This window comes from Rhodoferax sp. U2-2l, from assembly GCF_020594515.1.
Lineage (GTDB): Bacteria > Pseudomonadota > Gammaproteobacteria > Burkholderiales > Burkholderiaceae_C > Rhodoferax.
On the sequence record NZ_JAJCTH010000006.1, the window covers coordinates 34,797 to 49,593 of the forward strand.

Below are 14,797 nucleotides of genomic sequence, written 5' to 3' on the forward strand. Positions count from 1 at the left end.
GCGGCATTCATCTCACGACGGGGAGGTGAGTTTGAGACCGATCACCCCAGCCACGATCAGCGCCAGGCTGATGAGACGGCCTATGTTGGTCGCTTCACCCAGCAGCACCATGCCGAGGATGGCCGTGCCCACGGCGCCGATACCCACCCAAACGGCGTAAGCCGTGCCGACCGGCAGGGTCTTCATGGCGATACCAAGGAGCACGACACTGGCCACCATCGACACGGCCGTGCCCACGGACGGCCAGAGGCGGGTGAACCCCTCGGTGTATTTCAACCCGATCGCCCAGCCAATTTCAAACAGGCCGGCAACAAAAAGAATGAACCAGTTCATGGCGTTAACCTCAACGTTCCCAAGGTCGTCCTTGAGCGAAACAGGAGACGCAGGGTCGTCCCATGCGTCGACGCGGTGCCATCGCCCACGTGTGAAAAAGGGATGGATTCTAGGGGCTTGGCGATTTTTACCGGGGTGAACCCAGTGTCATCCAGCCTGCATCGACGCAGCCTCCCACAACCGCGTCCCCGACACCTCCAGGTGGGTCAGATACACCCGCACCTCAAATTCGAGTTAGCACTTGCGTGGCGCCATGTCGCTGCACAGTTAGCAAAACGCCTGGCGTTGCAGTTTCAGCGCGTCACGGTCAATGCTGGCAGCCAGCTGCTCCATGTCGGCCTGGCACACCCCATGCTGCGTGAAATGCAGCTGCCACTGGTCCACCGTGCGCGCCACTTCTCTGATGAGTGTCTGCGCACGAGGTTTCTTGATGCCAAATTCGCTGAGTTTTGACAGCGCATTCTCCAAGCTGGACTCGGCACCGTACTGGCCCACCGTCATGGCTTGGTAACCCAGGTTTTGCAGCGTCGGCACCACGTCAAACGCGGGCGCCAGTGTGTAATAACCGTCAAAGCCCAGGCACAGGCAATGGTTGCGTTCATGGTCGTCGGTGTTGTCCATGAGGATGTTGAACACCATACGTTTGAACAACTCTTCGCGCATGGCATTCTGGCGGTCGGGGTGGCCCAGGCGCAGCAAAATGGTCGCCAGTGCGCTGTAGCTCTCGGGCAGGCGTGCAGCGCGTAGCGCCGTTTTTGCAGAGATGCAATGTAGGCGCAAGTTGCCCATGCGGTCAAAGCGTTGGATCGTCAACGCATGGCGTGCCTTGGTGTGGCGCGCAGCCAGTGGCAAGGTGTCGGTGGATGCCACGTGGATACCGGCGCTGGCGGCCAAGGTCATGGTGGCATGCTCAATGAGTGGTGTGTCCACAGGGTCATCCAGTTCGCTGAACTTGATGATGCACGGGCCATCCTTCGTGTGCAACAGCGCTTTGGGGCGTGCGCCACCCAGAGAAACGCCATGTTGCAGCAAGCGTTGCATGTCCCCCGTGATGGGGGTTTGCAACTGCACCCCTTCAATGGCCTGGTCCAGTTGAGCCAAGTCGCTCAAATGGGGATACGGCCCCACGATGCGGGGTGCGTAGTGATCCGCAGAAACCGAAACGCCGAGTGCGCCAAAACGACCATCTCCTGCGAACAGCAGCATCTCCAGAATGGACAAACGCGCGGGCTGGTCCACCTGACGAATGATGCGCTCGCCCCAACGGTCAGGCCGTGCATCATCCAGCGCACCCGGCGCGCTGCCACGCTCGCCCGCACTGAAGTCCTGGCCCGCAATCAGTGGCAAGTCTTCGCTCAAGGGAAAGTTCCACCAAGTGGCCGCATAGGCAAATGTCGCGCAGTCTGCAACCAGCTGGGACAGCCGAACCTCGCCCACCAACACCGGGTTGTCCGGGTCTACCAGCGCCCACACAGACAGCTGATCTTGTGGCGCGTAGGTGCGAGGATCGACACCATGGTCGCTCATTTGGCCTTGCCCTGCGCTTTTGCTACCAGCGCAGCCAGACCGACGGCCACATCTGCAGCCGAGGTAGCTCCCCCAGCTTTCCGAGTCATGTCTGCGGCGGAGGAAACTCCAGCAAGTCGCGCCATCTCTGCAGCCGCGCTCGTCCCCGCCAGCCGAGCCATGTCTGCTGCGGAGGAAACTCCAGCAAGTCGCGCCATCTCTGCAGCCGCGCTCGTCCCCGCCAGCCGAGCCATGTCTGCTGCGGAGGAAACTCCAGCAAGTCGCGCCATCTCTGCAGCCGCGCCCGTCCCCGCCAGCCGAGCCATATCTGCTGCGGAGGAAACTCCAGCAAGTCGCGCCATCTCTGCAGCCGCACCCGTCCCCGCCAGCCGAGCCATGTCTGCGGCCGATGGAACTCCGGTAAGGCGTGCAAGTTCTGCAGCCGAGGAAGCTTTGATAAGCTGTGTCAACCCTGCAGCGGCGCTGCTACCTCGATGGTTTGAAACGCTTGGCACAACGGCTGTGCGACGGGCGCGAATTTTGGCAATGTCTCGCTCCAGTGGAACGTGGTCGTGTTGTGGTGCGATGAGGTCGGCCAGTGAACAGTCGGGGTTGATCAGCCACATGCACATCACATAGGAGGCCATCGCCACAGCGGGATCGCCCCTTTCAATGCGGGCCATGGTGGGCTGCGACACCCCCAATTTCTTAGCCCACTGCGCTTGCGTCTCCTTGCGCCGCTTGCGTGCAATCACAATGTTTTGCGCCAGCAGGCCAATTTGCTTGGTGACTGCTAGCGGATAGTCGGAGGGTTTTGTTATTTGCACTGGCATTCGTATAGTTTATCAAAATTGAATTTTTGAGCAACTCTATGAATAAAGTTGAGAAAATGGCGCTGTGCCGCTGCGGGTGTTGCGGTTCGGAGGCTGCTGGCAAGCCGCATTTGTTTTGAGTTCTTTAAAAAAATTCATAGATGTACTTAAAAATACAATTTTTGAAATTTTATGAATAAATTTTGCGCTCGCAACGATTGATCGACTCTCAAAGCGCGTTGCCGCCAATGCTCCGCTAACAGCGGTCGGTTTGCCGACCAGCTATGGCGTCCAGCCCTCAAACCACCTCTGGCCCTGCTGCTCCCCACAACCTCGCCCCCGATACCTCCAGGTGGGTCAGGTACACCCGCACCTCAAATTCGAGCTGGTGGTAACGCGGTTCCATGTAGCTGCACAGCTGGTAAAACGCCTTGTCGTGCTGGCGCTCTTTAAGGTGTGCCAGTTCATGCACGCTGATCATTTTGAGGAACTCTTCGGGCGCCTGTTTGAACAGGCTGGCCACACGGATTTCGCGTTTGGCCTTGAGTTTGTTGCCCTGCACCCGGCTGATCGTGGTGTGGGTGCCCAGCGCGTGTTGCACCACCTGTAGTTTGTTGTCAAACGCCACTTTGGCCAGCGGTTCGGCGCCGCGCAGGTGCTCTGATTTGAGCGCCTGCACGTAGTCAAACAGCGCCTTGTCGGTGCGCACCGTGTGGCCTTGCGGGTACTTTTTGAGCAGCCAGTCGGCCACGCGGTCTTCCTGCAGCAGCTTGTCAACCTGCGCCAGGGTATCCAGCGGGTAGCCCTGCAGGTAGCGCAGGGGCTGTGCGCTACCTTGGTTTACTATCGTTGGCATAGCTATTTGCCCTTGATTTATAAGGGCTAGAAGCCAATTGTTCTTAAACTTCTCGGCGCAAAGCCGGGAACAGGATCACGTCGCGGATGCTGCTGCTGTCTGTCAGCAACATCATCAGCCGGTCCAGCCCGACGCCGCAGCCACCGGTGGGCGGCATGCCGTATTCGAGGGCGCGGATGAAGTCGTGGTCGTAGTACATGGCTTCGTCGTCGCCACTGTCTTTGGCGGCCACCTGGGCCTGGAAGCGGGCGGCTTGTTCTTCAGCGTCGTTCAGCTCGCTGAAGCCATTGCCGAATTCGCGCCCGGTGATGTAGAGCTCAAAACGCTCGGTCACTTCGGGGCGGCTGTCGTTGGCGCGGGCCAGCGGGCTGATTTCGGTCGGGTGTTCCATGATGAAGGTCGGCTGCCAGAGCTTTTCTTCCACGGTTTCCTCGAAATACAGCACCTGCAAGCTGGGCAGGCTGCGCGTCGAGATGTGGTGCTTGGCTTCGGTGATGCCGAGTTTGGGCAAGACCGAGCGCAGCCACTCGGCGCTGTCGACCTTCAGGCCCGAGCCGTCGTCCAGCATCTGGCCAGCTTCGGTGTATTTGCAGATGGCTTCATGAATGGTCAGGCGCTCAAACGGCTGTTCCAGGTCCACCGGCTTGCCCGCGTAGCTTAAGTGCAGCGTGCCCAGGGCGCGTTGTGCGGCGTCGCGAATCAGGGCTTCGGTGAAAGTCATCAGGTCCTGGTAGTCCCAATACGCCGCGTAGAACTCCATCATGGTGAACTCGGGGTTGTGGCGCACGCTGATGCCTTCGTTGCGAAAGCTCCGGTTGATCTCGAACACGCGCTCGAAGCCACCCACGATCAGGCGCTTGAGGTAAAGCTCGGGCGCAATGCGCAAAAACATCTGCTGGTCCAGCGCGTTGTGGTGCGTGGTGAAGGGTTTTGCGTTGGCACCACCGGGAATCGGGTGCAGCATCGGCGTTTCGACTTCCAGAAAGTCGTGCGCCACCATGAATTCGCGGATGCCGCTCACCGCCTTGCTGCGCGCCACAAAGCGTTTGCGGGTGTCTTCGTCGGTCATCAGGTCGACGTAACGCTGGCGGTATTTGACCTCCTGGTCGGCCATGCCGTGGAACTTGTCGGGCATCGGGCGCAGGCTTTTGGTCAGCAGGCGGATGCTGCTGGCATGGATCGATAACTCGCCGGTTTTGGTCTTGAACACGAGGCCTTCAGCGGCCACGATGTCGCCCAGGTCCCAGTGTTTGAACGCGGCATAAGTCTCTTCACCCACGTCGTCACGTTTGATGTAGACCTGGATGCGCCCGCTGCTGTCTTGCAAGGTGGCAAAACTGGCCTTACCCATGACGCGTTTGAGCATCATGCGCCCAGCGATTTTGGCTTGGGCGCCTTGTTCCAGCAGGCCTTCAGGCGTTTGTCCGGCGTGTGCGGCAAACAGGTCGGCGGCGTGGTCGGTCGGTTTGAAGTCGTTGGGGAAAGCCACGCCTTTGCCCTCAGCTTGCGCCTGACGAAGTGCCTTGAGCTTGTCGCGCCGCTCGGCCATGAGCTGGTTCTCGTCCTGGGGGGCTGGGCTGGGGGCGGCGGTGATGGGTTCAGACATGTGAGGCATTCAAGAGGGGCGGGCGGCAAACCGGGTATGTCCCGGCGAAGCGGGTCATGGCAAGCAGGGCAAAGTCCGCACGCGGGGTGGACACAAGACAAAGCGGTGGATTTTAAAGTGCCGCGCGGTCGCTATGATCCAACGCACCCGTCTTGCCTTGAGTTTTTGACACCATGCTGTACCAAATCGCCTCCCTGTTGTTTGAGATTGTTTTCGGTTTCCTGAGTGGCGCCTGTCTGCTGCGCCTGTACATGCAATACCAGCGCATCCCGATGTCGGCACGCTCGGGCAACCCGCTGGGGCGTTTTGTGTTTGCGTTGACCGACTGGATTGTGTTGCCTCTGCGCAAAGTGATTCCGGCCATCGGTGCGCTGGACACGGCCAGTCTGGTGGCCGCTTTTGGGCTGCAGTTGGCGGAATTTGGCCTGCTGTGGCTGCTGGCCGGTGCCGCAGGCGGGTTCTTCTCGGTGCCGGTCCTGGCGCTGTTTGGCCTGCTGCGTTTGGCCATTTCGGCCATGACCGGCGCGGTGATCGTTTACGCGATTTTGTCGTGGGTGCAAACCAACTCGGTGATCGCCGATGTGCTGGAGCGGCTGGTCAGCCCCTTGCTGGTGCCAATCCGGCGGGTGTTGCCACTGATTGGTGGCGTGGATTTGTCGCCGCTGGCGCTGCTGGTGATTTTGCAGATTTTGGCCATTGTGCTGGGCAACCTGCAGGCGGCGGCCTTACTGGCTTTCTGAAACCTTGCGGGACAGACCAAGAGTTACACGCAGTGAACTTTGCTCTGTCCCCAACTGATCGTCGGATGTCCGGCTCCCACCTTGCGGGACAGACCTAATTCGCTGAGCGCAGCGACGATCAGGTGCTCTGTCCCCAACTGATCGTCGATGTCAGGTGCCCACCTTGCGGAACCCACCCATTTCGCTGAGCGTAGCGAAGATCAGGTGCGATGTCCCGAACTGATCAACCGACCGCGTCAGCACTCTGGCGTGTCAGCATGGCCAAGGTGTTGGCAATGGTGGCGCGTAACTCGCGGCGGTCACAGATCAGGTCCACCGCGCCCTTGGTCTGCAGGAATTCGGCACGCTGGAAACCTTCGGGCAGCTTCACGCGCACGGTGGATTCGATCACGCGCGGCCCGGCAAAACCGATCAGCGCCTTGGGCTCGGCCATCACCACATCGCCCAGGAAGGCAAACCCGGCGCTCACGCCACCCATGGTCGGGTCGGTCAACACGCTGATGTAGGGCAGGCCCTTTTTGGCCAGATGGGTCAGCGACGCATTGGTTTTGGCCATCTGCATCAGCGAAAGCAGCCCCTCTTGCATACGGGCGCCGCCAGTGGCGGTGAAACAGACAAAAGGCACTTTTTGCTCGATGGCGTTTTGCACACCGCGCGCAAAACGTTCACCCACCACGCTGCCCATGCTGCCACCCATGAACTCGAACTCAAAACACGCGGCCACCAGGCCAATGCCCATCACGCTGCCACCCATGACCACCAGCGCATCGGTCTCGCCGGTGTTTTCCAGGGCTTCTTTCAGGCGCTCGGGGTATTTCCGGCTGTCCTTGAACTTGAGCGCGTCCACGGGCAAGACTTCCTGGCCAATCTCGTAACGGCCTACGTTGTCTAGGAAGAAGTTGAGCCTAGCGCGTGCGCCAATGCGGTGGTGGTGGCTGCAGGTTGGGCAGACGTTCTGGTTTTGCTCCAGGTCGGTCTTGTAGAGCACGGTGTCACAGGCCGGGCATTTGATCCACAGGCCCTCGGGCACGGCACGCCGCTCTTTGGGATCGGTTTGCTGGATTTTGGGGGGGAGCAGTTTTTCAAGCCAACTCATACTTTTTTCCTTCTGGATCAGAGACCCGGCGCGCCGCAGGGCGTTCACCGGTCCGGTAAAAATGTCAGGGGCGGATTATGAATCCAACGCGTTGCGAACACCACGCAGGAAGTTTTGCGCGGTGCTGGCCACCTGCTCACGCGGCTGATTGTCGATTAGCTGGATGATCTTGCTGCCAATCACCACCGCGTCGGCCACCTTGCCGATCGCTTGCGCGGTGGCCGCGTCGCGGATGCCAAAACCCACACCGACGGGCACGTTCACAAACTGGCGGATCCGCGGCAACATGGCCTCGACCGCAGCGGTGTCGAGCGCGCCCGAACCGGTGACACCCTTGAGTGACACGTAATAGACATACCCGCTGGCGATGCGCGCCACCTGGGCCATACGCTCATCCGTGCTGGTGGGCGCCAGCAAAAAGATCAGGTCCATGTTGTGCGCCTTGAGCTCGGCTGCGAACTCCTCACACTCTTCGGGCGGGTAGTCGACGATCAGCACACCGTCGACCCCGGCGGCGCTGGCGTCCTGCACAAAAGCGCTGTCCTTGGCGCCGCTTGCGTGTTTCTGGTTGTAGCGCTCCACCGGGTTGGCGTAACCCATCAGCACCACCGGCGTGGTCTGATTCTCAGCGCGGAAAACCCGCACCATGTCGAGCACCTGGGCCAGGCCGATGCCAAAAGCCAGGGCTTTGTCACCGGCTTTCTGGATCACCGGGCCGTCGGCGCTTGGGTCGGAAAAGGGCACACCGAGTTCGATCACATCAGCTCCGCCTGCGACCATCGCATGCATGAGTTCGGGGGTGACATCGGCATACGGAAAACCGGCGGTGACAAAGGGGATCAAGGCCTTGCGGCCTTGTGCCTGGAGTTGGCTGAAGGTGGCGGCGATGCGGCTCATTGCGAAACTCCTGAATCTGTAGCTATCTGCCCTTTACCAACAAGGGCTACGGGCACATTTGACGTATTTCCTTTGACCGACTGGCCCTGGCAGCTGGGGCGGCAGAAGAAGTCGGCACCCGACAGATCGGCCACGGTACCGATGTCCTTGTCACCACGGCCAGACAGGTTGACCAGAATGGACTGGTCCGGCCGCATGGTTTTGGCGAGTTTCATCGCGTAAGCCACCGCGTGACTGGATTCGAGCGCGGGGATGATGCCCTCGGTGCGGCACAGGTAGTGGAAGGCTTCGAGCGCCTCGGTGTCGGTGATGCCCACGTATTCCGCGCGGCCGATGTCGTTCAAAAACGCGTGTTCGGGGCCAACGCCGGGGTAGTCCAGACCGGCGCTGATGCTGTGGGTCTCGGTCACCTGGCCGTTGTCGTCCTGCAGCACATAGGTGCGGTTGCCGTGCAAGACGCCGGGGCTGCCGCGCTGGATGCTGGCCGAATGTTTGCCACTGTCCATACCGGCACCAGCCGCTTCCACACCAATCAGGCGGGTGCCTTCAAACTCGATGTAGGGGTAGAAGATGCCCATGGCGTTCGACCCACCGCCGACACAGGCCACCACCACATCGGGTTGGGCGCTGCTGCAGCCCGCAGCTTGCAACATCTCGGGCATCTGCACCAGGCATTCCTGGCCAATCACACTCTGGAAATCGCGCACCATCATCGGGTACGGGTGGGGCCCGGCCACGGTACCGATGATGTAGAAGGTGTTGTCGACATTGGCGACCCAGTCGCGCATGGCTTCGTTCAGGGCGTCTTTGAGCGTTTTGCTGCCGCTCTCCACCGGCACCACGGTGGCGCCGAGCAGCTTCATGCGGTAGACGTTGGGGCTTTGGCGTTTGACGTCTTCGCTGCCCATGTAGACCACACATTCCAGCCCGTATCGGGCGCAGATGGTGGCGGTGGCCACACCGTGCTGGCCCGCGCCAGTTTCGGCAATCACGCGTGGTTTGCCCATGCGTTTGGCCAACATCGCCTGGCCGATGGTGTTGTTGATCTTGTGGGCGCCGGTGTGGTTGAGGTCCTCGCGCTTCAAAAAGATCTGCGCGCCACCGACTTCACGGCTCATGCGTGCGGCGTGGTAGATGGGGGAAGGGCGGCCGACAAAGTGCGCCAGCTCGGACTCGAATTCGGCGATGAAGGCCGGGTCGAACTGGTACTTGGCGTAAGCGTCTTTAAGCTCGTTGACCGCGTGGGTCAGGGTCTCGGAGATGAAACTGCCGCCATAAATGCCAAAGTGGCCCCGGGCGTCGGGTTGTTGGTAGTCAGACATGATGATGGTATGGATTTGATAGCCATCAGCCCTTGATCTATAAGGGCTGATGGCTTATTTGTTACACAGGAATTGGTCGGCTCGGCGAACCGCAGTCACAAACTCGGACATGCGGTCAGCGTCCTTGATGCCTTTGTGCCCGGGGACCTCGATGCCCGAGCTGACATCCACCGCCAGCGATTTACAACGCGGGCGCAGTACTCTGATGCCATCGATCACGTTGGCAGCGGTCAGCCCACCACTCAAGACGAGGTGAGCGTCGACGTTTGGAGGAAGCAGTGACCAATTGAATGTTTGCCCGCCCCCGCCGAACCCGTCAATGTGCGCGTCCAGCAAGAGGCCTTGAGCCTGTGAATAATCTTGGGCGAATTTTAGAAGATCAAAGCCGCGCCCGGCTTCACCCAGCGGAATACGCGCGGCACGCAGGTAAGGACGCTGCTCGGGGCCACAGGCGCCTTGGCAGGCTTGCGGCGACTCGTCCCCATGAAACTGGGCGATAGCCCCTGCCACTGCTGCACAAGCTGCTCTGATTTTTGAGGTATCTTCGTTGACGAACAGCAACACCGGGGTGACAAAGGGCGGCAGCCGACGTGCCAGTTCGGCAGCGCGCTCCAGCGGCACATAACGCGGGCTTTTGGCATACAGCACAAAACCAATCGCGTCGGCACCGGCTGCCACGGCCGCGTCCACATCCCGCTCCCGCGTGAAACCACACATCTTGATGCGAGTGCGGCTGGCGGGTGAAACAAGCTGAGCCGAAGGTGACGTGCTGTTCATCAAAGTGCTCCTGGCAGGCCGTCTAGCAGGGTGGGGTGTTCGGGCAGACCCCAGCGCGCCTCGTAGCGCGGGCCCACAAAATACAGGCCATAGGGGGAAAACGTGGGTGCGGCGGCGTCGCGGTCCCGGGCGGCCAGAACCTCCAATATCCAGTTTGGCTCCTTGCGACCATCGCCAATCATGATCAGGCAGCCCATCAGGTTGCGGATCATGTGGTGCAAAAAGGCATTGGCCTCAAATTCAAAGCGCCAGTAGGCGCCGCGGCGGCTGATGTCGATACGCATCAGGGTTTTGACCGGTGACAAGGCCTGGCAGGCGCTGGCACGAAACGAGCTGAAATCGTGTTCACCCAACAGGTGGCGCGCCGCCTGCTGCATGCGCGCTTGGTCCAGCGGTTTGTAGACCCAGCCGACGCGACCCTGGTCGATGCTCGGGCGCACCGGCGAATCGAGCACCACATAGGCATAGCGCCGTGAGCTGGCGCTGGCACGGCAATGGAACTCGGGCGGCACCTCCTTGGCCCATTGCACCGCAATATCGTGCGGCAGCAAAGCGTTGGGGCCGCGCACCCAATTGGATGCAGGGCGTTGGGCAGGGGTGTCAAAGTGAATGACTTGCATCAGACCGTGCACACCGGCATCGGTGCGGCCAGCACACAGGATCGATACCCGCTGCTGGCCGGTGAATTCGCCGAGCGCCTTTTCCAGCTTGTCCTGCACCGTCTGGCCGGAAGACTGGCTTTGCCAGCCCTGGTAGGCCAGCCCGTTGTAGCTGATGCCCAGCGCCAGCCTCACAGCGTGGACACCGTCAACGGGTTGGCCAAGCAGCAGCGCAAACTCAAAGCTTGTTGAGGGCGTTTTGCGCCTTGGCCCGCAGATCGCCAGCGGCTTCGGCAATGACTTCTTCGATCAACGCGCGCGCGCCGTCATCGTCACCAATGGCGCGGAACTCGTCGGCCAACGCCAGTTTGGTTTCCAGCGGGTCCATGGTTTCGTCCACAAACTCACCTGGCACGGTGACTTTGTCTTGGCCCAGGTCGAGTGACAGGGAGCCAAGATCAAAGGACATCAGCTCGTTGGCAGACGTCTGGGCCGATGGCTGTGCGGGTGCTGCAGCATCGGCGCTACCCGGACCGGTCGGTGGCAGGTCAAGTGCCAGATCCAGCTCAGGCATCTCAAAGTCCAGATGCTCACCGAGTTCATCGCGTACGGCGTCGGACTCAGTCTCGGTAGCCGCTGGCTCCTCCTGTGGCTTGTTCGCGGCGGGTGGCAACTCGGAAGACAGGGTTGGCAAGGGGGTGTCTTCAACGGCGTCCAAGCCCGCAAAGGCGGTCGGGACCGCGTCGCTGGGGGGCGGTGGTGCGAGCGGTGGCACGGGCGCGGTGGCGGCGTCGTCTATCGAAAAATCCAGGTCCAGGTCCAGTTCGCCATGACCGGTCGGGATGCGGGTTTCATCCAAAGACTCGTCGGCGTTCAACTTGCCGCTGGCGGTTGCCGCAAAGGACGGCTGGGTGTTGCCAAACTCGGGCAGTTGTGAGGCCAGAGGCTGGCCGCCGGGCAGGTACAGCGCGTTGTCCGGATCGATGGAGATGCCTTTTTCGCAGATTTGCTCCCACTCGGGGCCGGTGCCGTCGGTCAGGTTGAAGGCCAGCGCCGCCACCGATTCGAAGGCTTTGACATCGCGCCGTTTGGCATAAATTTCCAGCAGCTTCTGGTGGATGGCCACCCGCTGCGGGTTGGTGCGCAGGGCGTCTTTGAGAATTTCTTCGGCTTGCAGGTCACGGCCATAGGCCAGGTAAACGTCGGCCTCAGCCACCGGGTCTACATCATCCACCGCGTCGAGCTGGCTGGGCGAATAAACCATGGAGGAGCCGGTGGTCAGGCTGTCGGCGGTGTCCACATTCTGGCCACCGCTGGCGCTTGAGAAGGCCAGGTCGCTGTTGGCAAAGGTGCTCTCAGGTGGCTCGGATTTTTTGCGCTGGCGGGCCTTGTAGATACCCAGAGCCGCCAACAAGGCAATCAGGGCCGCGCCACCGGCAGGCAGCATGGGGTCTGCCAGGAGGTCGTCGATGAAACTCGGCTCTGCCATCGGCTCGGGCACAACAGGCGGTGGTGCGGGTTTGGCCGATGCGGGGGCAGATACTGGCTGGGCCGGCACCGGCTCAGAGGCTGCCGGGGCGGGTTGGGGTTCTGGTGCGCTGGCTGGTGCGGACGCTGACTCTGCCACGGGTTCTGCTGTGGCGGGGGCGCTGGCCGCTGCGGCCAGTTTGTCCAGTTCCTGGATGTTCTTGGCCAACTCGGCTGTGCGGGTTTCGTCCGTTTGTGCGTTGCGTTGCTGGGCCATCGCTTCTTCGCTGGAGGCTCCTTGAACGGCCCCTTTGGACAAGGTCAGCTTGTCCGCGGTGGCCGCTGCGGGCTTTTTGTCCTCGACGACGGCTTGCACCTTGCCGCTGACGTCACGGCTGGCGGGTGCGACCCGGGCTGCGGTCACGTTGCTGGCGAACTTGCGACGGTAATCGTTGAAATCCTGACTCTGGGCGGTGATGATCTGGGTCGCCTCTGGCGCCGGCGTGGCCCGGCTCTCTTCCTCCGTGGGCATGGTCACGACCGCGCCCGCTTTGAGGCGGTTGACGTTGTCCTGAATGAAGGCATCGGGGTTGGCGCGCAGCAGGGCCACCAGCATCTGGTCGAGCGACACGCTGGCAGGTTTGCGGCCGAGGAGGATGCCACTGGCCGTATCACCCGGCCTGACCTTGACCGATGGCGCCTGGGCCTGCGGTGTGGCAACCGTTGCAGGCTGGGCCACCGGGGCGGGGGCGGCGGCGGCGGGTTTTGGTGCCGCCACAGCAGGTTTGACGGGCGCTGGCTCACGCGGTGTCGCCGCCGGTTGGGGTGCGGGCGGTGTGGCTGCAGCGCTGGGCTGCGTGGGCCTGACCGGTGGGGCTGTGCGCTCCGGGGCGGGTGCTGGCAGTTGCGCTGCCACCGGGGGGGCACTTGGGGGTTGACCGCGCAGGCCGGGCGGGTCAAACAGCAGGGTGTAGTCACGCACAATGCGTCCAGAGTTCCAACGGGCCTCCAGAATCATGTCGACAAAGGGTTCGCCGACGGCGCGGTCGCTGCGCAGGCGCAAGTAGGCGCGGCCATCCGGGCGGCGTTGCAACGACGCGGTCAGGCCGCCCAGTGCAGGGTTGTAGTCCAGGCCAGCGGCTTGAAACGCCTCTGGCGGGGCCACCCGTGTGACCAGGCTGGAGGCCTCGTCGGCGTTGATGTCCAGAATGTCAATTTCGGCCTTGAGCGGTTCTCCCAAGGCCGACTGCACGGTGATGCGCCCCAGTGACAGGGCCGCTGCAGGCGTTCCCCACAAACTCAGAAGCGCAGCGATTGCCAGAGCAGTCAGTTGACAGGGATGGGACTTCGCAATCAATTTGTGCTCTCCGGTTTGACAGCCAGCCGCAGGTGGTCTGTTGCGGGCACCTGGCCCAAGGACTCGAAACATAAAAAGCACCATAACATCAATATGTTAGCCTGACAAGTTCAGTCAGCTTGTGAACAAGCTGGGTGCGCCTTAGGTCACCAAGAGCCCAATTCTATGTTGTAGAGCAGCAACGGCCTGACACCGTCCAGTCAACGTGTGTCAGGCCGCAAAACCAGGTGCTGCCACTCAAGCTTGCAACAAAATTCGCAGCATGCGGCGCAGCGGTTCGGCCGCGCCCCAGAGCAGCTGGTCACCCACCGTGAAGGCGCCCACGTACTCCGGCCCCATGGCCAGCTTGCGGATACGTCCCACCGGAATGGTCATGGTGCCGGTGACCGCCACCGGCGTCAAATCCCGGATGGTGGCTTCGCGGGTGTTGGGCACCACTTTGACCCAGGGGTTGTCGGCGGCGATCATGGCCTCGATGTCCGCACTGGGCACATTCTTTTTCAGTTTGAAGGTCAGCGCCTGGCTGTGGCAGCGCATGGCGCCCACACGCACGCAGAAACCGTCCACCGGAATGGCGGCGGAGCCAAAGCCTTCACCCTGGCCCAAAATCTTGTTGGTCTCGGCCATGCCTTTCCACTCTTCCTTGGACTGGCCCCAGCCCGGCTCGTCGTGGTTCTTGCCGATACCCAGATCCTTGTCGATCCAGGGGATCAACGAACCGCCCAACGGTACGCCAAAGTTGGCGGTCTCGGCGGCACTCAGGCTGCGCTGCTTGGCGATCACCTGGCGGTCGATCTCCAAAATCGCACTCTTGGGGTCGTCCAGCAGGGCTTTGACTTCGGCATTCAGTGTGCCGTATTGCGTCAGCAGTTCGCGCATGTGTTGCGCCCCGCCACCGCTGGCGGCCTGGTAGGTCTGGGTGCTCATCCATTCCACCAAGCCTGCCTTGTACAGCGCACCCACCCCCATGAGCATGCAGCTCACGGTGCAGTTGCCGCCAATCCAGTTCTTGCCGCCCTGGCTCAATGCGGTCTGGATCACCGGCATGTTGACCGGGTCCAGAATGATCACGGCGTCTTTTTCCATGCGCAGGGTCGATGCAGCATCAATCCAGTGACCGGCCCAGCCTGCAGCGCGCAGCTTGGGGAAAACGGCGCTGGTGTAGTCGCCTCCCTGGGCGCTGATGATGATGTCGCAGCGTTTCAAGGCGTCAATGTTGAACGCGTCTTGCAGCTTGGTCTCATTCTTGGCCAAGGCCGGGGCCTGGCCACCGGCGTTGGAGGTGGAGAAAAACACCGGTTCGATCAGGTCGAAGTCGCCTTCGGCCTGCATGCGCTCCAGCAACACCGAGCCAACCATGCCGCGCCAACCCACCAAACCGACCAAATTACCAACTTTCATGTGATTACCTCTTGCGTGTGTCCAAAAA

At 61.4% G+C, this 14,797-nt stretch carries 13 protein-coding genes; 1 reads left to right on the forward strand and 12 read right to left on the reverse strand.

Annotated elements, in window-relative coordinates; translation table 11 throughout:
- Nucleotides 1-12: 12 nt before the first annotated feature.
- The 5 genes from sugE to lysS all read right to left on the reverse strand — a co-directional run bounded on the left by sugE (nt 13) and on the right by lysS (nt 5,113).
- The gene (gene sugE / locus LHU53_RS07200; protein ID WP_227331754.1) at nt 13-333 is read right to left on the reverse strand and encodes a quaternary ammonium compound efflux SMR transporter SugE; all 321 of its coding nucleotides are present in this window, start codon (nt 331-333) and stop codon (nt 13-15) included.
- Between the two features lie 267 nt (nt 334-600).
- A complete protein-coding gene (locus tag LHU53_RS07205; protein WP_227331756.1) occupies nt 601-1,860 on the reverse strand; it encodes a type II toxin-antitoxin system HipA family toxin in 1,260 nt (419 codons plus the stop codon).
- Nucleotides 1,857-2,672 carry a hypothetical protein gene (locus LHU53_RS07210; protein ID WP_227331757.1) on the reverse strand — a complete coding sequence of 272 codons (816 nt, stop codon included), beginning with the start codon at nt 2,670-2,672 and terminating at the stop codon, nt 1,857-1,859. The genes LHU53_RS07205 and LHU53_RS07210 overlap by 4 nt, the downstream gene beginning before the upstream one ends.
- A gap of 277 nt (nt 2,673-2,949) precedes the next feature.
- Entirely contained in the window at nt 2,950-3,507 is a 558-nt protein-coding gene (locus tag LHU53_RS07215; RefSeq protein WP_227331759.1) for a YgjP-like metallopeptidase domain-containing protein, read from the reverse strand.
- Between the two features lie 43 nt (nt 3,508-3,550).
- Nucleotides 3,551-5,113 (reverse strand): lysine--tRNA ligase, encoded by a 1,563-nt coding sequence (gene lysS, locus LHU53_RS07220; protein ID WP_227331761.1) that lies wholly within the window; start codon nt 5,111-5,113, stop codon nt 3,551-3,553.
- Between the two features lie 173 nt (nt 5,114-5,286).
- Between lysS and LHU53_RS07225 the strand changes: the two genes are divergently transcribed.
- Nucleotides 5,287-5,853, forward strand: a complete 567-nt coding sequence (locus LHU53_RS07225) for a YggT family protein (RefSeq protein WP_227331763.1) — start codon at nt 5,287-5,289, stop codon at nt 5,851-5,853.
- A gap of 223 nt (nt 5,854-6,076) precedes the next feature.
- Here the strand turns inward: LHU53_RS07225 and accD are convergent, their stop codons facing one another.
- The 7 genes from accD to asd all read right to left on the reverse strand — a co-directional run bounded on the left by accD (nt 6,077) and on the right by asd (nt 14,769).
- Nucleotides 6,077-6,949 carry an acetyl-CoA carboxylase, carboxyltransferase subunit beta gene (gene accD, locus LHU53_RS07230; RefSeq protein ID WP_227331771.1) on the reverse strand — a complete coding sequence of 291 codons (873 nt, stop codon included), beginning with the start codon at nt 6,947-6,949 and terminating at the stop codon, nt 6,077-6,079.
- 75 nt (nt 6,950-7,024) lie between these two features.
- Nucleotides 7,025-7,846, reverse strand: a complete 822-nt coding sequence (gene trpA / locus LHU53_RS07235; protein ID WP_227331772.1) for a tryptophan synthase subunit alpha — start codon at nt 7,844-7,846, stop codon at nt 7,025-7,027.
- Nucleotides 7,843-9,168 (reverse strand): tryptophan synthase subunit beta, encoded by a 1,326-nt coding sequence (gene trpB, locus LHU53_RS07240; protein WP_227331774.1) that lies wholly within the window; start codon nt 9,166-9,168, stop codon nt 7,843-7,845. The genes trpA and trpB overlap by 4 nt, the downstream gene beginning before the upstream one ends.
- A 54-nt stretch (nt 9,169-9,222) precedes the next feature.
- On the reverse strand, nt 9,223-9,945 hold the full coding sequence (locus tag LHU53_RS07245) for a phosphoribosylanthranilate isomerase (RefSeq protein ID WP_227331775.1): 723 nt from the start codon (nt 9,943-9,945) through the stop codon (nt 9,223-9,225).
- Nucleotides 9,945-10,739: a tRNA pseudouridine(38-40) synthase TruA gene (gene truA / locus LHU53_RS07250; RefSeq protein ID WP_227331778.1), complete on the reverse strand. Its 795-nt coding sequence runs from the start codon at nt 10,737-10,739 to the stop codon at nt 9,945-9,947. Before truA ends, LHU53_RS07245 begins: the two co-directional genes overlap by 1 nt.
- A 43-nt stretch (nt 10,740-10,782) precedes the next feature.
- Nucleotides 10,783-13,308, reverse strand: a complete 2,526-nt coding sequence (locus LHU53_RS07255) for a FimV/HubP family polar landmark protein (protein ID WP_227331779.1) — start codon at nt 13,306-13,308, stop codon at nt 10,783-10,785.
- Nucleotides 13,309-13,605: 297 nt separating this feature from the next.
- Complete coding sequence (asd, locus tag LHU53_RS07260) at nt 13,606-14,769, reverse strand: aspartate-semialdehyde dehydrogenase (protein ID WP_227331781.1); 1,164 nt, start codon at nt 14,767-14,769, stop codon at nt 13,606-13,608.
- Between the last annotated feature and the right edge of the window lie 28 nt (nt 14,770-14,797).